This window comes from Mycolicibacter nonchromogenicus (assembly GCF_002101775.1).
Classification (GTDB): domain Bacteria; phylum Actinomycetota; class Actinomycetes; order Mycobacteriales; family Mycobacteriaceae; genus Mycobacterium; species Mycobacterium nonchromogenicum.
On sequence record NZ_LQPI01000033.1, the window covers coordinates 88244 to 112205 of the forward strand.

General features: G+C 68.2%; 22 protein-coding genes. 9 read left to right on the forward strand and 13 right to left on the reverse strand.

The genetic code is table 11. The features are described from left to right. Positions 1 to 40: 40 nt before the first annotated feature. The 7 genes from AWC18_RS06785 to AWC18_RS06815 all read right to left on the reverse strand — a co-directional run bounded on the left by AWC18_RS06785 (position 41) and on the right by AWC18_RS06815 (position 8041). Complete coding sequence (locus tag AWC18_RS06785) at positions 41 to 1747, reverse strand: thiamine pyrophosphate-binding protein (protein ID WP_064998707.1); 1707 nt, start codon at positions 1745 to 1747, stop codon at positions 41 to 43. Between the two features lie 24 nt (positions 1748 to 1771). Further along, entirely contained in the window at positions 1772 to 2791 is a 1020-nt protein-coding gene (locus AWC18_RS06790; protein ID WP_234806446.1) for an acyl-CoA dehydrogenase family protein, read from the reverse strand. Then, a complete protein-coding gene (locus tag AWC18_RS06795; protein ID WP_085138179.1) occupies positions 2788 to 3960 on the reverse strand; it encodes an acyl-CoA dehydrogenase family protein in 1173 nt (390 codons plus the stop codon). Before AWC18_RS06795 ends, AWC18_RS06790 begins: the two co-directional genes overlap by 4 nt. Then, positions 3957 to 4739, reverse strand: coding sequence for an enoyl-CoA hydratase/isomerase family protein (locus AWC18_RS06800; RefSeq protein WP_085138180.1), 783 nt, complete (start codon positions 4737 to 4739; stop codon positions 3957 to 3959). Before AWC18_RS06800 ends, AWC18_RS06795 begins: the two co-directional genes overlap by 4 nt. Continuing rightward, positions 4736 to 5653, reverse strand: a complete 918-nt coding sequence (locus AWC18_RS06805) for an acyl-CoA dehydrogenase family protein (protein WP_085138181.1) — start codon at positions 5651 to 5653, stop codon at positions 4736 to 4738. The genes AWC18_RS06800 and AWC18_RS06805 overlap by 4 nt, the downstream gene beginning before the upstream one ends. Continuing rightward, the gene (locus AWC18_RS06810; protein WP_085138182.1) at positions 5650 to 6819 is read right to left on the reverse strand and encodes an acyl-CoA dehydrogenase family protein; all 1170 of its coding nucleotides are present in this window, start codon (positions 6817 to 6819) and stop codon (positions 5650 to 5652) included. The genes AWC18_RS06805 and AWC18_RS06810 overlap by 4 nt, the downstream gene beginning before the upstream one ends. Before the next feature lie 85 nt (positions 6820 to 6904). Then, positions 6905 to 8041 (reverse strand): CaiB/BaiF CoA transferase family protein, encoded by a 1137-nt coding sequence (locus AWC18_RS06815; protein ID WP_085138264.1) that lies wholly within the window; start codon positions 8039 to 8041, stop codon positions 6905 to 6907. A gap of 185 nt (positions 8042 to 8226) precedes the next feature. On the opposite strand from AWC18_RS06815, the gene AWC18_RS06820 reads away from it, so the two are divergent. From AWC18_RS06820 to AWC18_RS06840, 5 genes are read left to right on the forward strand one after another with little or no spacing between them, the layout of a single operon-like run. Continuing rightward, positions 8227 to 9834, forward strand: a complete 1608-nt coding sequence (locus tag AWC18_RS06820) for a Vgb family protein (protein WP_085138183.1) — start codon at positions 8227 to 8229, stop codon at positions 9832 to 9834. Continuing rightward, the gene (locus AWC18_RS06825; protein ID WP_085138184.1) at positions 9831 to 10568 is read left to right on the forward strand and encodes a GntR family transcriptional regulator; all 738 of its coding nucleotides are present in this window, start codon (positions 9831 to 9833) and stop codon (positions 10566 to 10568) included. The genes AWC18_RS06820 and AWC18_RS06825 overlap by 4 nt, the downstream gene beginning before the upstream one ends. Continuing rightward, positions 10565 to 12166: an AMP-binding protein gene (locus AWC18_RS06830; RefSeq protein WP_085138185.1), complete on the forward strand. Its 1602-nt coding sequence runs from the start codon at positions 10565 to 10567 to the stop codon at positions 12164 to 12166. Before AWC18_RS06825 ends, AWC18_RS06830 begins: the two co-directional genes overlap by 4 nt. Before the next feature lie 3 nt (positions 12167 to 12169). Beyond that, positions 12170 to 12955: an SDR family NAD(P)-dependent oxidoreductase gene (locus AWC18_RS06835; protein WP_085138186.1), complete on the forward strand. Its 786-nt coding sequence runs from the start codon at positions 12170 to 12172 to the stop codon at positions 12953 to 12955. Next, on the forward strand, positions 12952 to 14418 hold the full coding sequence (locus tag AWC18_RS06840; protein WP_085138187.1) for an AMP-binding protein: 1467 nt from the start codon (positions 12952 to 12954) through the stop codon (positions 14416 to 14418). The genes AWC18_RS06835 and AWC18_RS06840 overlap by 4 nt, the downstream gene beginning before the upstream one ends. Here the strand turns inward: AWC18_RS06840 and AWC18_RS06845 are convergent. Together AWC18_RS06845 and AWC18_RS06850 are read right to left on the reverse strand one after the other, a co-directional pair. Next, positions 14387 to 15739, reverse strand: coding sequence for a cytochrome P450 (locus tag AWC18_RS06845; RefSeq protein WP_085138188.1), 1353 nt, complete (start codon positions 15737 to 15739; stop codon positions 14387 to 14389). The genes AWC18_RS06840 and AWC18_RS06845 overlap by 32 nt on opposite strands. Before the next feature lie 119 nt (positions 15740 to 15858). Then, complete coding sequence (locus AWC18_RS06850) at positions 15859 to 16641, reverse strand: enoyl-CoA hydratase (protein ID WP_085138189.1); 783 nt, start codon at positions 16639 to 16641, stop codon at positions 15859 to 15861. Between the two features lie 288 nt (positions 16642 to 16929). On the opposite strand from AWC18_RS06850, the gene AWC18_RS06855 reads away from it, so the two are divergent. The 4 genes from AWC18_RS06855 (at position 16930) to AWC18_RS06870 (ending at position 19890) form a co-directional block, all read left to right on the forward strand. After that, positions 16930 to 17580, forward strand: coding sequence for a TetR/AcrR family transcriptional regulator (locus AWC18_RS06855; RefSeq protein ID WP_208858328.1), 651 nt, complete (start codon positions 16930 to 16932; stop codon positions 17578 to 17580). A gap of 198 nt (positions 17581 to 17778) precedes the next feature. Continuing rightward, positions 17779 to 18195 (forward strand): Zn-ribbon domain-containing OB-fold protein, encoded by a 417-nt coding sequence (locus AWC18_RS06860; protein WP_085138190.1) that lies wholly within the window; start codon positions 17779 to 17781, stop codon positions 18193 to 18195. A 13-nt stretch (positions 18196 to 18208) separates the two neighbouring features. Continuing rightward, positions 18209 to 19363, forward strand: a complete 1155-nt coding sequence (locus AWC18_RS06865; protein ID WP_064998693.1) for a thiolase family protein — start codon at positions 18209 to 18211, stop codon at positions 19361 to 19363. Between the two features lie 104 nt (positions 19364 to 19467). Beyond that, positions 19468 to 19890, forward strand: a complete 423-nt coding sequence (locus tag AWC18_RS06870; RefSeq protein WP_085138191.1) for a hypothetical protein — start codon at positions 19468 to 19470, stop codon at positions 19888 to 19890. Between the two features lie 27 nt (positions 19891 to 19917). On the opposite strand, the gene AWC18_RS06875 is transcribed toward AWC18_RS06870, so the two are convergent. Genes AWC18_RS06875 through AWC18_RS06890 form a run of 4 tightly spaced genes read right to left on the reverse strand, consistent with a single transcriptional unit; the run spans position 19918 to position 23908 of the window. Then, positions 19918 to 20943, reverse strand: a complete 1026-nt coding sequence (locus tag AWC18_RS06875; protein WP_085138192.1) for a CaiB/BaiF CoA transferase family protein — start codon at positions 20941 to 20943, stop codon at positions 19918 to 19920. Beyond that, the gene (locus tag AWC18_RS06880; protein WP_085138193.1) at positions 20944 to 21897 is read right to left on the reverse strand and encodes an LLM class F420-dependent oxidoreductase; all 954 of its coding nucleotides are present in this window, start codon (positions 21895 to 21897) and stop codon (positions 20944 to 20946) included. A gap of 2 nt (positions 21898 to 21899) precedes the next feature. Continuing rightward, entirely contained in the window at positions 21900 to 22331 is a 432-nt protein-coding gene (locus AWC18_RS06885) for a cobalamin B12-binding domain-containing protein (protein ID WP_085138194.1), read from the reverse strand. Beyond that, the gene (locus tag AWC18_RS06890) at positions 22331 to 23908 is read right to left on the reverse strand and encodes a methylmalonyl-CoA mutase family protein (RefSeq protein WP_085138195.1); all 1578 of its coding nucleotides are present in this window, start codon (positions 23906 to 23908) and stop codon (positions 22331 to 22333) included. The genes AWC18_RS06885 and AWC18_RS06890 overlap by 1 nt, the downstream gene beginning before the upstream one ends. Positions 23909 to 23962 lie beyond the last annotated feature (54 nt).

A 23962-nucleotide genomic window follows, 5' to 3' on the forward strand; every position in this document is an offset into this window, starting at 1 on the left:
TTGTGCACGGTGTTAGCCGGAAAAGAGAATAACATTCTCGCTACTGCGTTCCTTCGGCGTACCAGGTACGGAATTCGGCGTAGTTGGGCATCTCTTCGGAGTTGGCCTTGGGGTCGATACAGACGTGGATCACCGCCGTCCCGCCGGCGGCGAACGCCCGCTCGATGGCCGGCCCGATCTGCGTTTCGTCGTCGACGAACTCCCCGCGAGCACCCATGCCCTCGGCGATCTTGTCGAACCGGACGTCCTTGCCCCAGTGCACGCCGGGCTGCGGCGAGGGCTGCTCGAACGTCCGCTTGTAGACGCCGACTTCCAGGCCCCATTGATGGTCCACGCCCACCACACAGACCAGCGGCAGGCCCAGCCGGGCCGCGGTCTCCAGCTCGGCGATGTGGAACAGAAACGCCGAGTCGCTGGTCAGCAGCATCACCGGACGCTTGCCGCCCTCGGCGACCGAGGCACCCACGGCATAGGGCAGCCCGGTGCCCAGGTGCCCGAAGTTCTGGTTCCACATCACGTCATGCGGCTTGGCCTGTGAATAGGTCCACTGGAAGATCACAGTGGCGCCGCCGTCGCGGACCATGATGCCGTCCGCGGGGAACGCCTTGGTGGCCTCGACCACGAAGCGCGCCGGGTGCACCGGGGAACGACCGGCCGGTGCGGTCTCGGCCAGTTCGGCGAGCTGGTCGGCGTCCTGTTTGATCCACCGGTCCAGGTCGGCTGACGCGGAGCGGGGACGGTCTTTGAGTGCCTCCACGAGCTGCGGCACAATGCCCCGCAGATCTCCCACCAGAGCCACGTCCACCGGCCGGTTCACCCCGATCGCCAGCGGGTCCTGCTCGACGTAGATCCACTTGCGCTCGCCGTTCTTCTCCGCCCAGTGCCGGGTGGTGCCGTAGTGCACCGGCTCGCCCAGCTCGGTCCCCAGCGCGACGCAGACGTCCGAGCCGACGACGGCCTCCACGGCCGCGGTGGAGAAGCCGTAGGGGAAGGTGCGATCTTCTAGGCCCGGGATGAACGCGGTACCGCCGGAGGTCTGGATCACCGGGCAGGCCATCAGCTCGGCCAGCTCGGCGACCGCGGCGGCGCTGCGCGAGGTGTGCACCCCGTGGCCCACCAGCAGAATCGGACTGGATGCCTGGGCGATGATCTCGGCGGCCTGCGCGACCTCGGGTGCGCCGGCCCGCTGGTTCACCAACCGGTAGCGGTGCGGCTGCGGCGGTTCGGCGACGTCGAGTTCTTCGAGGATGACGTGCGACGGGTATTCGATATAGGCCGGTCCGGGCGTGCCCGACATGGCACGACGGATGGCCTCGTGCACGATCTCATCGGTCTGGTCGGCGTATTCGATCGACGCGCTGTACTTCACCGACGGCGTGAAAAGCTCTTCCTGGCGGACGAATTGGATACGCCCGCGCCGCACCCGGCGCTCGGTGATGCGGGCACGCTGACCGCCTAAGAACACCACCGGGGAGTTCTCCACCCGCGCGCACATCATGGCGCCGGCGATGTTGGCCACCCCCGGGCCCAGGGTGCCGATGCACAGGCCCGGCCGGCCCGTCATCCGTGAGGCGGCTTCGGCCATGAATCCGGCGCTCTCCTCGTGATGCGGTGCCACCACCGACCAGCCGCGCTTTTCGGCCTCGACGAACATGTGCACGAAGTTGGGGTCGGGAATCCCGAACAGCGTGTTGACGCCTTCGGCCTCGAACAGTTCCAGGATCCGGCGATAAACGGGCACACCCACAGTCGAAACTCCTTGCTTGACTTGTTAATAACGTTGAGATAACCGACGACGGTGCGCTGCCGGGGATCCGAACAACGACCGGTTGAACGTGGCGCGCTTGAGGTAGACGTGGATGCCGCTCTCCCACGTGTAACCGATGCCGCCATGCAGTTGCAGTGCTTTGCCGACCACATCGACGGCGGCAGCGCAGGTGTAGGACTTCGCCATGGCCACGGCGGCGCCCACGTCTGATCCGTCGGATGCGTGGGCAGCCACGGCGTTGACTGCGTCGCGCACCAGGGTGCGGGCCACGGTGACTTTCACCAGCATGTCGGCGCAGGCGTGTTTGACGACCTGAAAGGAGCCGATGGGCCGGCCGAACTGTTGCCGTGTCTGTGCATAGGACACGGTTGCGGCGAGCATGGCCTCGGCCAGGCCGAGGCTGTCGCATGCCACCGCGACTGCCGCCCGCTGTTCGAGGTCTGCTGTTCTGCCGGTGAACCGCAGCACCGCGGCGTCGGGCACCTCGATTCCGTCGGCGGTGACGGTGGCGACGCGGCGGGTCTCGTCGAGCACCGGTTGATCGGTGAGCGTGAGCGTGTCGACGATGACCGCGACATCGGCCCCGGACGCGTCGGTGGCCGCCACCAGCAGCCGGTCTGCGCCGTCGGCGTCCGGCACGAATTCTGCCTGACCGCTCAGGCGCTGATCGGCGTCGAGGGTGAACGATCCCCCTATCACTGCGGCGACTCGGGCCCGTCCGCCGGCGACGTCGGCCAGCAGTCCATCCCGGATCGCACTGTCCGCCAAGCTGTTCAGCATGCCCACCGCCAGCACCGCAGAGCCCAGATAGGGTATCGGCGCCGCGGCGCGTCCCAGCTCCTGACAGATCACCGCGACTTCGGCGAAGCCGGCCCCCGCACCGCCGAGGGCTTCGGGAACCTCCAGGCCCACCCAACCGGCCTCGATGACGGTGGGCCAGTCGACTACCCGGTCACGGCCCAGTACGTCGGCGGCCAGCGCACGCAGGTCGTCGTGCAGTTCGGCGAAATCGGTGGGGGTCACGGCATGCTCGGCTCTCTGGGCAGGCCGAGTCCGCGCTCGCCGATGATGGTGCGCTGAATCTCGCTGGAGCCGCCGGGGATGGTCCATTCCCAGGACCCGATGAAGTCCAGTACCCACGATCCCGATTCCCAGCCGCTGGACAGGGGTTTGTCCAGCACGGTGTGGGCTGCCGGCCCACCGATCTCGGCACCGAAGTCGGTGAGCCGCTGCAGCAGCTCGCTGTAGAAGAGCTTCACGATCGACGCGTCGGCCGGGCCGGCGGTGCCGGCCTCGACGTCGTGCACCAGCTGACGGCACATGCCGCGCAGTCCGGTGACCTCGGTTTCCAGCTGCGCCAGCCGGTCGGCCACCACCGGGTCGTCGCTCGGGGCGGCCTGCACCAGCCACCGAAAACCGGCACAGCCCAAGCGCTCGGCGAGTTCGAACATGGTCATGCCGCGCTCGGCGCCCAGGGTCGCCTGCGCCACCTGCCAGCCGGCGTTCTCCGCCCCGATCAGGTTGGCTGCCGGGATCACCACGTCGTCGAGGAAGATCTCGCAGAAGTGCTGGTCGCCGACGGCGTTGCGGATCGGCCGCACCTGCACGCCGGGGGTGGCCATGTCCAGCAGGAAGTACGAGATCCCTTTGCGTTTGGGGGCGTCCGGGTCGGTACGTGCCAGCAGCAGACACCACTGCGCGTGGCTCGCACCGCTGGCCCACAACTTCTGGCCGTTGATGACATAGTTGTCGCCCACCCGGCGGGCGGTGGTACGCAGCGATGCCAGGTCCGAGCCGGCCTCCGGCTCGGAGAAGCCCTGCACCCAGATCTCGCCCTCGAGGATCGCCGGCAGGTGCCGGCGGCGCTGTTCGTCGGTGCCGGCGGCCAGCAGCGTCGCCGCCGCGTGGTGGATGCCGACGAAGGCCAGCACCAGCCGGGGCGCGTCGTGGGCGGCGAGTTCCTGGTACAGCACGGCCTGATCGGCCACAGACATCCCACCGCCCCACTCGCGGGGCCAGTGCGGAACCGCGAAGCCCGCGCTGTGCAGGGTGGCGAACCAGCGGCGCTGGAAGTCGACGAACTCAGCATCGCTCACCCCGGTCTGGGCGCGGCGCCAGTCTGCGGGGATGTTGTCGCGGCACCACTGGCGGACGTGCGCGCGGAAATCAGCGGTCTCCTGGGACGCCGTCATCGCAGGTTCGCCCGCTCTGCGAAGGCGAGCAGCCGCTGCCGGTGTTCGTCGGACTTCATGGTCGCCACCTCGGCGGCGAACCCTGCTTGCAGCGGCCCGGCCAGCACCTGTGACAGATACATGTTGACCACTCGCTTGGTGCCCTGCAGCGCCTCGGTCGGCTGTGCCGCCAGGCGGGCGGCCAACTGATGTGCTTGCGGCAGCAGCTCTTCGGGAGCCACCGTGCGGCTGGCCAGTCCGAGTTCGACGGCGGTGTCGGCGTCGATGCGATCACCGGTGTAGAGGTATTCGCGGGATCGCAGGATCGGGGTGATCAGCGGCCACAGGGCGGCTCCGCCGTCACCGGCGACCAAGCCGACGGCTACGTGGGGATCGGCCAGATAGGCCTGCTGCGAAATCAACACGATGTCGCAGAGCACCGCCACGCTGCAGCCCAACCCGACGGCGGGACCGTTGACGGCCGCGATGATCGGCAGCGGGAAGCGCAGCATCTCTTCGACGATCTGAGCCCCCTCGCGGATGCTCTCGTCTCGGGCGACTTCGTCGTCGAGGAAGGTGGTGATCCAGTTCAGGTCGCCGCCGGCGGAGAACGCCCGCCCGGCGCCGGTCAGCACCACGACCCGGATCGTCTTGTCGGCGGCCAATTGGCGCCAGACATTGGCCAGGCCCCAATGCAGGTTGGCGTTGACACTGTTCAGCTCGTCGGGCCGATTGATCGTGACGGTGCGGACCGGGCCGTCGCCGGTCACGGTGATCTCTTGGGGCAGGTCGTATTTCATGCGTAGAGTCCCGTCAGGCCGGTGCGGTGGGCCCTGCGGGCCAGCCGGTCGCGGGTGGCTGAGAGCCCCCACGGCAGGCGGCGCAGCGGCTGGCTGTAGCGCGACAGCCACGACAGTGCGGTCTCGTCACAGAATCCGACGGCGCCGTGCAGCTGGTGACAGATGCGGAACACCACCTCGGCGGCCTCCAGCGCCGCCGAGCGCAGTGCCAGCGCGTCATCCACCGCTTCGGGCCGCCGGGTCGCGATGCTCCACAGCGCGTACTTGGCCAGCATGTCCAGTCCGGCGCGCTCCACCTCGGCGTCGGTGAGCTGGAACTGGACACCCTGGAACGTCGACAGCGCCTGACCGAACTGTTCCCGCAACCGGACGTGGGTGATCGTGAGATCCATTGCCCGGTCGAGCATCCCCAGCAGCGTCCAACTGGGCAGCACCAGCGCCAACGCGAGGTCACCGGCGCCCAGGGTGTCGATTTCGGCCAGGGTCAGCTCGGCCACCAGCGCCGGCCCGGCTTCCGACTGCCCCACCACGGTGCTGCGCACCCCGGCCAGCGTGACCGTGGCCCAGCGCTTCGACAGGCCCGCCACCACACCGGCCGGAGCGTGGTCGGCGACCACGATCAGCCCGTCCACGTCGAGATCATCCGGTGCGGAAAGGCATTCGGCCACCGGGTACGGCAGCGCCCAGTAGCCGGCGGCCCGGCACAGCGCAACGGCGGCCTCGAGTTCGTCGGCGTCGGCGCGGGGCTTGAGCTCGTAGGCGCCCAGCCCACGCAATACCGGCTCCACCAGTTGCTCGCGCAGGCGGGGATCGGCATCGGCGCGCCGCACCAAGTCGTCGCCGCCCGCCGCTTCGAAGGCGCGACGCGCCGCCTGGCCGAATTCCTGCGCGTCCGCGCCGAGTTCGAGATTCATCGCCCCGCCGCCAGCAACGCGCGGGACAGCAGGATGCGCTGCATCTCGATGCTGCCCGACGACACCGTGGCCGCCTGCGAGTAGCGCCAGTGGTCTTCGACCTCCTGGCGATACCACTGCGCCTGCGGGGTGTCGGGGGCTTCGGCGGCGATCTCCATCAGCACCTCAGCACTTTCCTGGTCCAGCCGGGTGACCGCGATCCGGTAGGCAGCGGCGTCACCGGGGGCGATGCGGCCGCTGGCCTGCAGCGACACCACCCGGTAGGCCATCAGCCGGGCCCGCCGGCAGTGGGTGAGCATGCGCACCCAGCGGGCGGTCACCTCGGCGGGCAGGGCCTCCCAGCGCGACTCGAGGACGTGCGGCGCCGCGGCCAGCAACCGCTCACAGCGTGCGTAGCGGGCGATTCCGACTCGCTCGAAGGCCATCACGTCGCCCACGATCGACCAGCCCGCGTCGACTTCGCCGAGTACGTCGGCATCGGTGACACGCAGGTTGTCGAAGAACACCTCGTTGAGATGGTGCGGGCCCATCATGGTGCCCAGCGGCCGGACGGTGATGGCGGGATCGTCCATCGGGACCAGGAACACGGTCAGTCCCTGTTGTTTCTTGGTGACCGCGCCTTCCCCGATTCGGGTGGTGCGCACCAGCAGGAAGCACCACTGAGCCATGGTGGCGTAGGAGGTCCAGATCTTCTGGCCGTTGATCAGCCAGCCGTCACCATCGCGGCGCGCAAAGGTGCGCAGCGAGGCCAGGTCGGAACCGGCTTCGGGTTCGGAGAAGCCCTGACACCAGATCACCTCGCCTGCCGCGATCGGTGGCAGATGACGGCGCTGCTGTTCGGGGGTGCCGTGCCGCATGATGATCGGCCCGACCCAGTTCACCCCCATGTACTGCGCCCCGCGCGGTTCGTGGTGAGCCCACATCTCCTCGCGCACCACGGTCTGCTCCCATACCGAGGCGCCGGCCCCGCCGAATTCCTCCGGCCAGGACAGGCACAATAGGTCCTGCTCCGCCAGCACCCGGCAGAATCGTTGCGCCGCAGCAAGGTCTGCGGGGTCGTCGGTGAACGCGCCCGGGAAGTGCTCGGGCAGTTCCCGTTCGATCAGCTCGCGCAGCTGGATCCGCAGTTCGCCGGCACGGGGCCCCATGTCGAAGTCCAGCGTCATGCGCCACTCCTCAGCATCGCTTCGCAAGCCCCGTCCCCGGCGCTGCGCACCTGGGGGCACCCCCACTGCATCGTCGCCGGCGGCGTCATGACGCACCCTGCTCGAGTCCGAGTTCGGCGAACACCGCAGCGGTGTGCGCGCCGAGTTCCGGCGCGGGGCCGGTGACCCGGCCGGGGGTCCGCGACAGCCAGGTGGGCACCCCGGGGAAGCGCACCGGCCCGTTGGGGGTGTCCACCGTTTCGAACAGGCCCACGGCGTTGAGGTGCTCGTCGTCGAACAGGGCCCCGGGCGAGTTCAGCGGGGCCGCTGGGATTTCCAGCTCGGCGAACAGCTCGAGCCACGCGGCGGTGGTGCGCTCCTTCATGGTCTGCGCCACCAGCCCGTAGATGGTGTCGATCTGTCTGGCCCGCTGCGCCAGGGTGGCGTACTGCTCGGATGCCCAGGGCGGCTGCACCGCATCGATGAAGGCGTTCCAGTGCTTGTCGTTGTAGATCAGCGCGGCGATCTGTCCGTCACTGGTGGCATAGGGCCGCCGGTTGGGGGCCACCGTGCGCGGGTAGACGGCCGGGCCCAGCGGCGGGTCGAACATCGCGCCGTTGGCGTGCTCGACGAGCATGAACGAGGCCATGGTCTCGAACATGGCTACTTCGACTTCCTGGCCCTGTCCGGTTCGTTCCCGATGAAACAGCGCCATCATGGTGGCGTAGAGGGCGGTCAGCCCGGCGATCTTGTCGGCCATGATGGTCCCGACGTAGTCGGCGCGCCCGGTGAGTTGTTCCTGCACCGCGGGCAGTCCACATTGGGCCTGAATGGTGTCGTCGTAGGCGGGGCGGTCGGCGGCCGGACCGCGGCGCCCGTAGCCATAGCAGTTGGTGTAGACGATCCCCGGGTTGAGCGCGGCCACCTCGGCGTAGCCGAGGCCGAGCTTTGCCACCGCCTTGGCCCGCATCGAGTGAATGAACACATCGGCCCGACCGATCAACGCGGCGATCGCGGTCTGCCCGGCCGCGCTGCGCAGATCCAGCACGATGCTGCGTTTGCCCCGATTGACGTTGACGAACACCCCACTCATGTCGGGTGCGGGACCGGCCGAGATGTAGCGGGTGGCGTCGCCTTCCGGGGGCTCGACCTTGATGACGTCGGCCCCCATGTCGGCCATGATCTGCGTGCAGTACGGACCCATCACCATGGTCGTCAGATCGACCACTCGGACGCCGTGCAGCGGCCCGCGCGCCGGAGCCCTCCCACCGGCCTCACCGGCAGCCGCTGTTATTTGTTCGGACAAAATACTCCGTTCTGCGTAGTGCAGAACACTATTCCGCAGCGGTTATTCATGCGTCAAGGTCCGATTCACCCCTTACGGGGAACTATTGTCTGGACTAACTGGGCTTGATAACGTCCGGAGTCATGACTGCCTCCCTGCCGCTCCCCCGCGAGGTGGCCGGTAACCCCTCCACTGCACCCGGCTGGCGGCTGGAACGCCTCACCGAGCCGAGCCGGCTGTTCGGCGCCAACGGGCTGCGCACCGGTCCGGACGGCCGGGTCTATATCGCGCAGGTGACCGGCAGTCAGATCAGCGCACTCGATGTGAGCAGCGGCGAGCTGACCGTCGTCAGCGCACGCGGAGGCGACGTCGTCGGCCCCGACGATGTCGCCTTCGACGCCGACGGCACCCTGTACGCCACCGAGGTGATGGACGCCCGGGTCAGTGCGCTCGACGCCTCCGGCCGCAGCCGCGTACTGCGCGACGACCTGCCCTGCGCCAACGGCGTCACCGTGCACCAAGACCGGCTGTTCGTCGGCGAATGCCGCGAGGGCGGACGCCTGATGGAACTCGACCGGGCCACCGGGGCGCAACGCATCCTGGCCGAGAACCTGCCGTCGCCCAACGCCATGGAGGTGGGACCCGACGGCCTGCTGTACTTCCCGGTGATGACCGCCAACGAGATCTGGCGCATCGATCCCTTCGCCACCGATGCGGCCCCACAACGGGTCGCGGGCGACCTGGGGGTGCCGGACTCGGTGAAGTTCGACGCCGACGGATTCATCGTGTCCACCCAGGCCGCCAGCGGACAGGTGCTGCGCATCGACCCGCGCACCGGCACCTCCACCGTGCTGGCGCAGCTGCATCCCGGCCTGGACAACTGCACCATCATCGACGGGCGGCTGTTCGTCTCCAACTTCACCGGCGAGATCACCGAGATCAGCAGCGGGGGACAGACCTCCACGGTGCTGCCGGGCGGGCTGAACTGGCCGCTGGATCTCACCGTGGACGACGCCGGGCGGCTCTACGTCGCCGACGGCACCTACTTCTACGCCGTCGGCGAGGGCGGCCGGCTGGAAACCCTGGGCATGCTGTTCAGCCCCGGCTACCCCGGATTCGTACGGGGCGTGGTCGCCGTCGGTACCGGCGAATTCGTCGTCACCACCTCCGGCGGCCAGGTGACGCGCTATCTGCCGGCGCAGTCGTCCAGCGAGGTGCTCGCCGACGGCCTCGACCAGCTCTACGGGGTGACGGTGGGCCCCGCCGGTATCGCGGTCACCGAGTTCGGCACCGGCCGGGTGCTGGGGGTGCGCGCCGGCGCGGTGGACGTGCTGGCCCGCGACCTGGCCGGTCCGGTCGGGATCGAGAGCGCCGGTGACGGGACCTATCTGGTGGCCGAATCCGGCGCCGGTCGGGTAGTGCGCATCAGCGGTTCGGAAGTCCAGCCGGTGATCGAGGGACTCGTTCGGCCGCAGGGGATCACGCGGGCAGGCCGCACGCTGTACGTCGTCGACGCCGGCACCCGCCAAGTGCTGGCCGTCGACCTCGACACCGGGACTCAGCAGGTGATCGCCGAGGGGCTGCCGATCGGTCCGCCGCCGGGCGTGACACCCAAGCCGCTCAACGGAATGCCGCCGTTCTCCGGCCCCCAGGGCCCGTTCGCCGGCATCGCCCGCAGCCGCAACGGCACCCTGTTCGTCTCGGCAGACGGTGATGGCAGCGTGCTGGCTCTGCACCCGGTCGGCCCGTGACCGACCACCGCTACCTGAAGGTCGCGCGGACGCTGCGCAAGGAGATCGCCGACGGCGTCTATCCGATCGGCTCGCAGCTGCCCACCGAACACGAACTGTGCGAACGGTTCACCGTCAGTCGCTACACGGTCCGCGAAGCGCTGCGGCGGCTGCGCGAGGACAACCTGGTGGTCTCGCGTCCCCGCGCGGGCACCGTGGTGATCCCCCGCACCGCGACCAACTGCTATGCCCAAGACGTGGTCTCGATCGATGACCTGGTGGCGTTCGCGGCCGGCGCCCAGTTCGAGATCGACTCCAATGCCATGGTCACCCTCGACGCGGATGCCGCCGCCCGCACCGGTCTGCCGGTGGGCACCGAGTGGCTGGCGGTGCGGGGCAACCGCCGCGCCCAGGGCCAGGCCGCACCGATCTGCGCGACCGAGTACTACATCAATCGCGCGTTCGCCGGAGTGGGCCGATTGCTGCAGCGGCATACCGGCCCGATCTTTCCCCTGATCGAGGATGTGTTCGGGGTCAGCGTCGTCGAAGTCCGCCAGCACATCCGGGCGGTGATCCTCTCCTCCGAACTCAGCACCGCGCTGGCCGTCGAGCCCGGCACCGCGGGGTTGCAGATGCAGCGCAGCTACACCACCTCCGAGGGTGAGATCGCACAGGTCACGGTGAACACCCATGCCGGCGACGACTACCGCTACTCGATGACTCTGCACCGGGTGCCGGGACCGAGCGGCCCGTGACAACCCGCCTCACCGCCGAACAGGCCGCCGACGCTTACGCTGCGGGCCTGTGGGTTTCGACCACACTGGCCGATACGTTGCGAGAGGCCGCCGAGCAGAACCCCGACCGGGTCCTGCTGATCGACGGTGACACCCGCTTGACCTGCCGGGAGCTGCACGCCCGGGCGGCGACCCTGGCCGGTGCACTGCTGGCGCGGATGCCCACCGGCAGCGTGGTGTCGTTCATGCTGCCGAACTGGCATGAGGCCGCCGTGGTGTATCTGGCCGCGACGCTGGCCGGCATGGTGGTCAACCCGATCCTGCCGTCGCTGCGCGATGCGGAACTTGCCTTCATCGTGGCCGACTCGGACACCCGAATGCTGTTCATACCCGGGCAGTTCCGCGGTCACGACTACGCGGCGATGCTGACCCGGGTGACCGCGTCGCTGCGCGAGGCACCCGAGGTGGTGGTGGTTCGCGGGCCCGCGAGCAGCCACACCGACTACCGCACCCTGATGCACGGCGCCGGGCAGCCCACTGCGCTGCCCAAGGTGGATGCCGACGCCGTCCGGTTACTGCTGTATACATCGGGCACCACGGGGCATCCGAAAGGTGTTCTCCACACTCATAACTCGATCAACGCCTTGATCCGCCAGCTGGGCCGGCACTGGATGATCGAACCGGGCTCCACTTTTCTGGTGCCCTCCCCCATCGCCCATATCGGCGGATCGATCTATGCGTTCGAGGCCCCGTTGCTGCTGGGCGCCACCGCGGTGTTGATGGATGTCTGGAACCCCGACGCGGCGATAACGCTCATGCTCACCGAGCACTGCACCCACGTGGCGGGGGCGACGCCGTTTCTGACCCAGTTACTTGCCGCCGCCCGCGATACCGGCACCCGCCTGCCCGATCTCAAGCTGTTCATCTGCGGCGGCGCGTCGGTTCCGGCATCGTTGATCCGCGAAGCGGCCGGCTACTTTCACACCGCCGTTATCACCCGGGTGTACGGATCCAGCGAGGTTCCAGTCAGCACGGTCGGGTCGCTGGACTCCGATGACCTCGCCCACGCCGCCGAGACCGACGGGCGGGCCGGGATCGCCGACATCAAGCTGGTCCCGCACCCCGCTGCCCCGCCGGGCGATGGAGAGATCTATGTCCGCGGGCCGCAGATGCTGGTGGGCTACCAACGCCGCGACGACGAACACGGCTGCTTCGACGAACTGGGCTACTTCGCCACCGGCGATCTGGGCCGGTGGGTCGATGGCGACTATCTGTTGGTCACCGGGCGGCTCAAGGACGTGATCATCCGCAACGGCGAGAACATCTCCGCACGGGAAGTGGAGGACATCCTGATCGGGCATCCGCAGATCGCCGAGGTCGCCGTGGTCGGGATCCCCGATGCGCGCACCGGCGAGCGCGCCTGCGCGGTGATCGTGCCGGCCGGCCCGGCCCCACCGGATGTCGCCGAGCTGCGCGCCATGCTGACCGAACACGGCGTGGCACTGTTCAAAACCCCCGAACAGGTGTTGATCTGGGATGCGTTGCCCCGCAACGACGCCGGCAAAGTGGTCAAACAGCAGATCCGGGCGGAGCTGTCCCGCGCAGAGGTAGGTGAGTAGATCATGCAGGTGGCGATAGTGACCGGAGCCAGCAGCGGAATCGGGTTCGGCTGCGCGGCAAAGCTTGCCGAGTCCGGTATGGCGGTGTTGGCGACCGGCCGTGATGAGGGGCGCCTGGCCGGGTTGACGCAGACACTGACGGCCGCGGGTGTCGATCCCGACCGGATCGCCACGCTGGCGGTCGATCTGACCACCGACGCCGCACCACAGCAGATCGTCGACGCCGCCCTGTCCCGGTGGGGGCGGGTGGATTACCTGATCAACAATGCCGGGATCGGCAGCCCCAAGCCGTTGCACGAAACCGACGACGAGACCCTGGACCACTTCCTCAACCTCATGCTGCGGGCACCGTTCCGGCTGGCGCGGGACGTGCTGCCGCACCTGCAGCCCGGGTCGGCGATCATCAACATCACCTCCACCTTCGCGGTGGTGGGCGGGCTGCGCGGCGGGGCGTACTCGGCCGCCAAGGGCGGGCTGACCGCGCTGACCACCCACATCGCCTGCCAGTACGGCGCCCAGGGCATCCGGTGCAACGCCGTGGCCCCCGGTGTCACCGTCACCCCGATGGTCGAACAACGCCTGACCGACAACCGGTTCCGCAAGCTCAACACCGAGATGACGCCGTCTCCGCGGCTGGGCCGGGTGGATGACATCGCGGCAACGGTGGCCTTCCTGTGCTCGGAGGCCGGCTCGTTCATCAACGGGCAGACCATCGTCGTCGACGGCGGGTGGAGCTCGACCAAATACCTGTCCGACTTCGGCCTCGACTCCGACTGGGTGGCACCGTGAACCTGTTCACGCTGCTGGACCAGGCCGCGTCCCGGTTCGGTGAGCGGGGTGCGGTCTATCTCGGCGAGCGCCGACTGCACACCTGGAGCGAGCTGGCCGATCGCGCACGACGGTTGGCCACATCGCTGCGCGGGGCGGCGGGAGCCGGCGCGCGGATCGCGATCGCCAGCGAGAACCGGCCGGAGATCATCGAGCTGATGTTCGCCACCTGGGCCGCCGACTGCGTGGTGGTTCCGCTCAACTACAAGCTGCACCCGCGCGAGATGGCGCAGATCATCGACGACGCCGGTGCCGCGCTGGTCTTCGCGTCACCGAAGCTGGCCGAGGGGCTGACCGCCGCCGTCGCCGCCCCCGTCGAGACCATCGGCGGTGCCGCATATCTGGACCGGTTCTCGGGTCCGCCCACGGCAGAGGCCAACCCGGATCCGTCGCGGCTGGCGTGGCTGTTCTACACCAGCGGCACCACCGGGCGCTCGAAGGGCGCCATGCTCACCCACCGCAACCTGATGGCGATGACGGTGGCGCATCTGGCCGACTTGGATGACCCCGACGCCGACTGCAGCCTGATCCACGGCGCGCCGATGTCGCACGGATCGGGGCTCTACATCGCGCCCTACGTCGCGCGCGGAGCCCGCCAGGTGGTGCCGGCATCGGGCTCGTTCGACGCCTCGGAGTTCCTCGACCTGTGCGACCACCATCCGGGGGCCTCCGCGTTCCTGGCGCCGACCATGGTGGGCCGCCTGGTGGCCACCGGCCGGCAACGGCCGGCCAACCTGCGCACCATCGTCTACGGCGGCGGGCCGATGTATCTCGAGGACCTGAAGCGGGCGATGACCGCCTTCGGCCCGGTGTTCGCCCAGCTCTACGGCCAGGGCGAGGCACCCATGACGATCACCGGCCTGGCGCGCGCCGATCACCTCGGCGACGACGCGACCCTGAGCTCGGTCGGCTGGCCGCGCACCGGGGTCGAGGTCGCGGTGCTGCGCGACGACGGCACCCGAGCACCCGCCGGCGAGGTCGGGGAGATCGTCTGCCGCGGCGATGTCGTCATGGCCGGCTACTGGAACAACCCGGACGCCACCGCTGACGCCATCCGGGATGGCTGGCTGTTCACCGGCGACAAGGGTTCATTCGATGCCCGCGGCTGTCTGACCCTGCGGGACCGCTCGAAGGATGTGGTGATCAGCGGGGGCAGCAACATCTACCCGCGCGAAGTCGAAGAGGCACTGCTGAGCCATCCCGGCGTCATCGAGGCCGGCGTGGTGGGCGCACCCGACCCCGAGTGGGGCGAGATCGTGGTCGCCTTCATCGTCGGCAACGCGTCCGTCGCCGAGTTGGACAGTCACCTGCTGGAACGCATCGCACGGTTCAAACGGCCCAAGCGCTACGAGTTCGTCGACGCGCTGCCCAAGAACAGCTACGGCAAGGTGCTCAAACGCCAGCTGCGCTGCCTACTGGGGTGAGGCGGGCGTCGGTGCGCCGCCGCCGCACCACCGCTCGGCCCCCGCGCGCGGCCGCGGTGGTCACACCCCGGGAGCGGTTGCGCTCTCCTGGTGCGGTGGTGGTGACGAAGTCGAACTCGCGCAACAGGGTGCGCAGCGTCACCAGCATCTCCATGTTGGCGAATGCCGCTCCGACACAACGGTTCACCCCGCCGCCGTAGGGAACCCAGAAGGTGGTGTCGGGCGGGTTGCCCACGAACCGGTCCGGGTTGAACAGCTCAGGATCCTCGTAGTGCTCCGCAGAGAGGTGCAGCATCCGGAAGGGCACCACCACCATGCGTCCCTCGGGGATCACCCACGGCCCCAGCCTGATCCGTGCGTGGGTGAGGCGCCCGGTTCCCTCGACCACCGGACGGGTCCGCTGCACTTCCCACACCACGGCCTGCAGCAGCTCCGAGCCGCCGGCGTCGGCCTCTGCCGCCAGACGCTCCAACAGGTCCGGGTGACGGCGAATGCGCTCCACCGCCCACGCCAGAGTGGTCGCCGTCGTTTCGTGGCCCGCAGCCAGCAGAGTAAGCAGCTCGTCGGCGATGTGCGCGTCGCTGATGGGTTCCCCATCGTCGTAGCGCGCCGCCAACAGCAGGGACAGCACGTCGGTGCGCTCGGCGAAATCGGGGTCCTGGCGTGCTCGGGCGATCAGTCTTTCGATCAATGCGTCGTATCGCCGCCGGTAGAAGCCGTAGCGCCCCCCGGGGCTGAGCGGACCGTAGTCGCGGCGGATCCGCGGCGGCAGTACCGCCAACCGTGACCCCAGCTCCACCAGTGAGGGCAGGATCTTGCGCAGTTCGTCGAACTCGGCGCCCTCAGCACCGAAGACCGCCCGCAGGACCACGTTGAGGGTGATGCGCATCATCGACGGCTGGGTGGCGAACTCCCGCCCCTCGGGCCAGGTCGCAACCTCGCGGAGCGTCTCCTCCTCGACGATCGACTCATATCCGGTCATCCGTCTGCCGTGGAACGGCGGCACCAGCAGCTTGCGCCGGCGAAGGTGCTCGGCGCCCGCCAGGCTGAACGTCGATCCGGGTCCCAGCACCGCCCCCAGATTGTTGGCCCGGGCCGCCAGGTCGCTGCTGGTGGTGAACAGGTTCTTCGCCAACGCCGGGTCGCTGATCACTACCGCTTGCCCGACGACCGGCAGGCGCACCGTGAACGCACCGCGGTAGCGGCGGTGCACCGCCCGGAAGGCGCCCTTGCGGCCGAAGAGGAAGAGCAGCACCGTCAAGAAGGTGGGGATGGGCACCACCGGCGGCAGCAGCACCGGATCACTAGTCTTCTCGGCCACTCCAACACCTTTCGAACACCCCGCGGTACATGCGCGTACCACGCTGCCCTATGGCGTCGGCCGACTCAACCCTTAGATTCCCCGAGAACATAAGCGCCCGGCCATGCCGGGCCGTCTCGCTACGTGACCTGCGACTTCATCTGGTCTAGGTTCACCAGGATCGGCCATCCGCACACCGAGAGCGCATTGCCGTGACCGGTTTCGTGGATGTCGAACGCCGACTGGATCGCCGAATGGAAGCCCTGCACGTCCATGGTCTGGTTGACCGCACGTTTGGCCTGACGCAGCGCGAACGACGGCATGGTGGCGATGTGTTCGGCGAGTTGGCGGGTCTCGGCATCGAGCTGCTCACGTGGGACCACGCGATTGACCATGCCGGTCTGCTCGGCTTCCTGCGCGGTCATCGCCCGGCCGGTGAACAGCAACTCCTTGGCCTTGCGCGGACCCAATTCCCAGGTGTGCCCGTGGTATTCGACCCCGCCGATGCCCATCAGCACCACCGGGTCAGAGAACTGGGCGTCGTCGGCGGCGATGATCAGATCGCACGGCCAGCACAGCATCAGCCCACCGGAGATGCAGCGGCCCTGCACCGCTGCGATCGACGGCTTGGGCACATTGCGCCACCGCAAGGTGTACTCCAGGTAGCGCTTGCATTCGTGCTTGTAGATGAACTCCAGGGTGATCTTGTCCGGCACCGGGCCGCCGCCCTTGATGTCGTGGCCGGCCGAGAAGTGTTTGCCGTTGGCGCGCAACACGATGACGGCGACGTCGTCGTCATCGGCGGCGCGGGTCCAGGCCGCGTCGAGCTCGTCGAGCAGCTCGGTGTTCTGGGCGTTGGCGGCGTCGGGCCGGTTCAGGGTGATCGTCGCGATCCGGTCGGCGACCTCGTAGTCGATGTACATGCGCGTCCTTCAGCAGTTGCGGGAATCAGTGGCGGGCAGTGGCTGGACATGCGGCCGGCAAGGCGTCGATGGTCATTGCCGGGCTGGGCGCGGATGTGGCCGCGCGGGCCCCGCAACGCCGCGGATTGCGACTGCGACGACACCGCGCGAGAAGCGCCTTCTCATTCTGGGAAAGTTACCATCTTCTCAAACGGGATGGCAGCGTCGCGAAAGGCGACATGGATCCGGGCCTGTTCTCCGGTAGGGTGCATTCGTGTTCTCCCAAAAAGGCAACCGTTGGAGCCGCTGGTGAGTAACCCGGAAGAAGAGCCCGTCTGGAAGCAGCGGGCGGTCGAGCGGTCGATCAAGACCGCACGACTGCGGGCCGCCCAGCGCGTTCAGCGCTTTCTGGACGCAGCCCAGGCCATCATCATCGAAAAGGGCAGCACCGACTTCACCGTCCAAGAGGTCGTCGAGCGCTCCCGCCAGTCGCTGCGCAGCTTCTACCTGCAGTTCAACGGCAAGCACGAGTTGCTGCTGGCACTCTTCGAAGACGCCTTGGTGCGCACGTCCGACCAGATCCGTGCCGCCACCGAGGGCCACACCAAGCCGCTGGAGCGCCTGAAAGTCGCCGTCGAACTGCTCTTCGAGTTGTCTCGCCCGGACCCGTCGGCCAAGCGGCCGCTGTTCACCGACTTCGCGCCGCGGCTGCTGGTCTCGCACCCCACGGAAGTGCGGGTGGCCTTCACCCCGCTGCTGACCCTGCTCACCGAGCTGATGGAGGCCGCCGACGAGGCCGGCGAACTCCGCGAGGGCGTCAACGCCCGCCGCATGGCGGCCATGGTCATGCAGACGGTCATGTTCGTGGCCCAGTCCAGCGCCGAAACCGACGACCCGGCGGCCAACCCCATCAGCGCCGATGAGGTCTGGGACTTCTGCGCCCACGGCCTCGCCAAGTAGCCCCGCCCTTTTGGCGCGAGCGTGCGCGTTTGCACGCGACACGCCGCGCAATAGTGACATTCAACGCACCCTCGCGCCGCCAGTACCACCGCCGCAGGCCCCGAGGGTTCCTCCGGGCTTCCCTCTCCGTATTGGCATATGCTCTAATCGAGAATGTGATTTCCACATGGTGCGTGCCTGGCCGAAAGGCCGGCGCCGATGCGTAAGCCCCTCGCTCCCGACGTCACCAACTGGCCCGACGAGAACCTCGCTCTGATCGGCAGTCAATGCGCGGAATGCCAAGCAACGGTATGGCCCCGCCAGGATCACTGCCCGCGATGCAGCGGACCCCAGATGCAGGATCTCCTGCTGCCCCGCCAAGGCACCTTGGAAGCCTGGACCACTCAGGGATTCGTCCCGAAGCTGCCCTACGCCGGCGGTGAGACCGCTGAGGGCTTCACTCCGTACGGGGTCGGACTGGTCCGACTCGGCGATGTGGTCCAGGTCGAGGCCCGGCTGACCGAATCCGACCCCGCCAAGCTGCAATTCGGCATGAACGTCGAACTGACCATGGTGCCGTTCTATGTCGACGACGACGGGACCGAGATCCTCACCTGGGCATTCCAGCCCGTCTAAGGAGACCTGGAAAATGACCGTAACGAACAACGATGTGGCGATCATCGGCGTCGGACTGCACCCCTTCGGCCGATTCGACAAGTCCGCGATGCAGATGGGCGCCGAGGCTATCCACCTGGCCCTGGCCGACGCCGGCGCCGAGTGGCGCGACATCCAGTTCGGCGTGGGCGGCAGCTACGAGATCTCCAACCCCGACGCGGTGACGCGCCTGGTCGGTCTCACCGGCATTCCGTTCACCAACGTCTTCAACGCCTGCGCCACCGCGGCCACCGCGACCCAGGTCTGCGCCGACAACATCCGATCGGGCAAGTACGACATCGGCATCGCGATCGGCATGGACAAGCACCCCCGCGGCGCGTTCACCGACGACCCGGCCAAGCTCGCACTGCCGGCCTGGTACGCCGAGAACGGCCAATTTGTCACCACCAAGTTCTTCGGCATGAAGGCCAACCGCTACCTGCATGACCACGGCATCTCGCAGCGCACGCTGGCCAAGGTTGCCGCCAAGAACTTCCGCAACGGCGCGTTGAACCCCAACGCATTCCGGCGTAAGCCGATGTCCGAGGACGCCATCCTGGAGTCGCCGGCGCTGAACTACCCGCTCACCCAGTTCATGTTCTGCGCCCCCGACGAAGGCGCGGCCGCGGTGATCATGTGCCGCGCCGACATCGCACACCGCTTCAGCGGCAAACCGGTCTACCTGCAGGCCACCGAGATCCGCACCCGCCGCTACGGCGCCTACGAAGTGCACGCCACCTCCGCCCCGATCGAGGAGGATGTGGCGCCGACGGTCTACGCCGCGCGCGCCGCATTCGAGAAGGCCGGCATCACACCCGACGACGTCGATGTGGTCCAGTTGCAGGACACCGACGCCGGCGCCGAGATCATCCACATGGCCGAGTGCGGTTTCTGCGCCGACGGCGACCAGGAGAAGCTGCTCGCCGACGGGGCGACCGAGATCAGCGGGTCGCTGCCGGTCAACACCGACGGCGGGCTGATCGCCAACGGCGAGCCTATCGGCGCGTCGGGGCTGCGCCAGATCCACGAGCTGGTGCTGCAACTGCGCGGCCAGGCCGGTGACCGTCAGGTGCCCGGCGGCCCGAAGGTGGGGTTCGCACAGGTCTACGGAGCTCCCGGCACGGCGTCGGCATCGATCGTCACGATCTGAGGCAATCGCCAACACGTCAGCGACCGCGACCTGATCTCCTCGACACCAGTCGGAATGCCAGGTATCGCCTCACGCGGGTGGTCGGCGCATATCCTCAAGCAACGATGACAAGTGCAGATCACCTGCCCGACTCCCTCGTCGGGGCGCTGAGCAAGGCTCGGGTTCCGGCGGAGAACCATGAGTTCATCCGGCGTCTGACCACCGCGGTGGGGATAGCCGGATACCAGGCGGTGGCGAATGTCGATAAGCCGTACGTACGAGCCAGGCGGCAAGATGGCTTGCCGGATCTGCATATCTACTACGGCTATACCAACGGGTTCGCTTCCGAGGAAGAAGTCATCCGGTTCGCGGGCAGCGCCGCCGGTCGAGGTACCAGTTCACGTAAGGGAACCTGGTATGTAGCGCACCCGACGAATCAGGTGCGCAGCGGCAGCAAACGGTCTGCCGATGTTCGACGCGAGTCTGGATTCTGCAGCACGTGCTTCGTCCAGTTGCCGCTCACCGGCGTCTGCGGCGAGTGTGGCTGACGCCCCAGACCCGCCAACGTAAGCGCGCTACTCCCCCAACCCCGGCGGCGGTGAGTACACCGGCTCATATCCGGCGATGCGGATCGGGCTGCCCACCAGGCGGAAATCGCCTGCGGTGACCACCATTTCCGGGTGCTCCTTAAGCGCTTCGGGCAATGTCCGCACCGCCGCCGCGGGAATACCCAACGGACGAAGCCGCGCCTCCCAGCCCGCCGCGGTGTCGCCGGCCAACGCGGCGGTGACCACCGCCAGCACCTCGTCCCGGCGGGCCACCCGCTCGGCCATCGCCGCGAAACCGTCGATTCCGGCCTCCGTGGCGAACGCCTTCCAGAAGCCGTCATGGGTGACGAACAACGCCAGGTATCCCTCGGCTGTGGGAAACAGCTGGGCCGGTACGTAATACGAATGCGCACCGTTCGGGTACCGCTTGGGTTCGACACCGTCGTTGAGGTAGGCCGATGCGCGGTAATTCAGTTGCGACAGCATCACATCCAGCAGCGATACCTCCACCTGCCCGCCACGGCCGCTGACGATCTGCGCCAGCAGACCCAATGCCGCGGTCAGCCCGGTGGAGTTGTCCGCCGAGGAGTAGCCCGGCAGGGTCGGCGGCGCATCCGGATCGCCGGTCATCGCAGCAACCCCGGTGGCCGCCTGGATCACGTAGTCGAAGGCGGGTTCGTCACCGCCGTCCAGGCCGAACCCGGTCAGCGCAACACAGACGATCCGCGGATTGAACCGTGACAGTGCGTCATAGGTGAGTCCGAGTCGCCGGATCACCGCGGGCTTCATATTGACCAGCAGCGCATGGGAATCGGCGACCAGCTCGCCCAGCTTCGCCTGCCCGGCCTCGGAGGCCAGATCCAGCTGGATGCTGGTCTTGTTGCGGTTGAGGCTGGCGAAGTAGCTCGGGCCGACCTGGCGGGAGATCTCCCCGCCCGGTGGTTCGATCTTGATGACTTCGGCACCGAGGTCGGCCAGCAGCATGGTGGCGTACGGGCCGGCCAACATCACCCCCACCTCGAGGATGCGGATCCCCGACAGCGGTCCGCTCACCTAAACCTCCTTAGCGAGCGCGGCGATCACTTCACGGGTGCGGTACTTGGAGGCGATCAGTTCGTCGCGGGTGTCCCCGATCGGCAGCAACCGCACCGACAGGTCGGTCACGCCGGCGTCGGCAAACTGCTTGAACCGCTTCAGGATCGACTCCTCGTCGCCGGCCGCGCACAGATCACCCACATTGCGGGCCGAGCCGCGGTCCAGCAGCCGCTGGTAGTTGGGTGAGGTCTCCGCTTCGGCCAGGATGCGGTTGGCGCGTTCCTTGGCGGCCTCGATCTCGGAGTTGGCGCACAGGGTGACGGGGATGCCGGCGACGATGCGCGGTTGCGGCTTGCCCGCGGCGGCCGCCGCCTTGTTGATCTTCGGGGCGATGTGCTCGGCGATCGCCTTCTCATCGGCCATCCACAACGACGTGCCGTCGGCATGCTCGCCGGCGATCTGCAGCATCACCGGGCCAAGAGCGGCCACCAGCACCGGCATGGGGGTCTCTGCGCCCAGCGCGGTCGGGTTGTGCACGGCGAAGTGCTCGTTCTCCACGTCCACCGGCCCTGGGCCGGCCAGCGCGGCGTTGAGCACCTGCAGGTAGTCGCGGGTGTAGGCGGCAGGCTTGTCGTACGGCAGGCCGAGCATGTCCCGGATGATCCAGTGGTGCGACGGTCCAACCCCCAGCGCCAGCCGTCCACCGGAGATGGCGTGCACCGAAAGCGCTTGGCGGGCAAGGGCGATGGGGTGCTGTGCCTGCAGGGGCACCACGGCGGTGCCGAGTTCGATCCGGGTGCTGTGCGCGGCCATCAGCGCCACCATGGTGAGCAGATCGAAATCGTCGGGCACCTGCGGCATCCACGCGGTGGCCAGGCCCGCCGTGTCGGCCCACTCGATGTCGGAGATCAGCTTGGCGACCTTGCGCGCCATGTCGCCGCGTTCGGCGCCGATCATCACTCCAAGTCGCATGGCTAGCCCGCCTCCGCCTTCTCGATCACCTCGCGCACCCCGGTCACCAGGTCCTCCAGCGGAGTTCCGGTGGGAAAGACCGCTGCGGCACCGGCTTCCAACAGCTTGGGTACATCACCCTGCGGGATGGTGCCGCCGACCACGACGGCGATGTCGCCGGCGTCCGCGGCGCGCAGCGCCTCAACGATTCGGCCGGTCAGCGCGACGTGCGCGCCGGACAGGATGCTCAGGCCCACCACCGCCACGTCCTCCTGCAGGGCGGTGGAGACGATGTCCTCGACGCGTTGCCGGATACCGGTGTAGATGACCTCGAACCCGGCATCACGCAGGGTGCGGGCGACGATCTTGGCTCCGCGATCGTGGCCGTCGAGGCCTGGTTTGGCGACCAGGACACGGGCCGGGACGCCGGCGGAGGGAGATTGCGGAGAGGTCATCAGTACACCACCGGTTGCTGGAACTCGCCCCAGACGTTCTTCAGCGCCGAGACCATCTCACCCACCGTGCAGTAGGCGTTGGCGCAGTCGATCAGGGGATGCATGAGGTTGACGTCGCCCTCGGCGGCGCGCGACAGCGCCGCGAGTGCGGCGGCGACGTCGTCGGCGTTGCGCTCGGCCTTGACCCGCGCCAGTCGCTTGAGTTGGACGTCACGGCCTTCGGCGTCCAGTTCGTAGGTGGCGATCTCCGGTGGCGGCTCGTCGCTGGTGAACTTGTTGACGCCGACGACCGGCCTAGTGCCCGACTCGATCTCGTGGTGGATCTTGAACGCCTCGTCGGCGATCAGGCCCTGCAGGTAGCCGTCTTCGATGGCGCGAACCATGCCGCCGTGGTTCTCCAGGTCGGCCATGATCTCCATGATGCGTTCTTCGGTGGCGTCGGTGAGCGCCTCGACGAAGTAGGAGCCGCCGAGCGGATCGGCCACCCGGGTCACCCCGGTCTCATACGCCAGGATCTGTTGGGTGCGCAGCGCCAGCGTCGCGGATTCCTCGCTGGGCAGGGCGAAGGGCTCGTCCCAGGCGGCGGTGAACATCGACTGGACCCCGCCCAGCACCGCGGCCATCGACTCGTAGGCCACCCGAACCAGGTTGTTCTGGGCCTGCGGGGCGAACAGTGACGCGCCGCCGGCCACGCAGCCGAAGCGGAACATCGATGCCTTGTCGGCCTGGGCGCCATAGCGTTCCCGCACGATGGTGGCCCACCGCCGTCGGCCGGCCCGGTACTTGGCGATCTCCTCGAAGAAGTCGCCGTGGGTGTAGAAGAAGAACGAGACCTGCGGGGCGAACTGCTCGATGCTCATCCGGCCGCGCTCGACGACGGTGTCGCAGTAGGTGACGCCGTCGGCGAGCGTAAAGGCCATCTCCTGTACGGCGTTGGCGCCGGCGTCGCGGAAGTGCGCACCGGCCACCGAGATCGCGTTGAAGCGTGGCACTTCGGCGGCGCAGAACTCGATGGTGTCGGCGATCAGCCGCAGCGACGGTTCCGGCGGCCAGATCCAGGTGCCGCGGGAGGCGTACTCCTTGAGGATGTCGTTCTGGATGGTGCCGGTGAGCTTGGCCCGCGGTACCCCGGAACGCTCGGCGGCCGCCACGTAGAACGCCAGCAGGATGGCCGCGGTGCCGTTGATGGTGAAGCTGGTGCTGATCTTGTCCAGCGGGATGGAGTCGAACAGGATCTCGGCGTCGGCCAGGGTGTCCACCGCGACACCGACCCGGCCGACCTCCTCGCTGACTTCGGGGTCGTCGGAGTCATATCCACACTGCGTCGGCAGGTCCAGCGCCACCGACAGTCCGGTGCCGCCCTGGCTCAGCAGGTATTGGTATCGGCGGTTGGACTCCTCGGCGGTCCCGAAGCCGGAGTACTGACGGAACGTCCATAACCGTCCGCGGTAGCCGGATTCGAAGTTTCCGCGCGTGAACGGGTACGTGCCGGGGGCCGGCGGCTCTTCACGCCGGTCTTCGGGACCGTACACCGGTTTCAGCGGGATACCTGAGGAGGTCTGCACTGGGTCGCTCATCGATGGATACGGTACTTGCAAGAAATGAGAATGCCAATACCACCCCGCGCGACG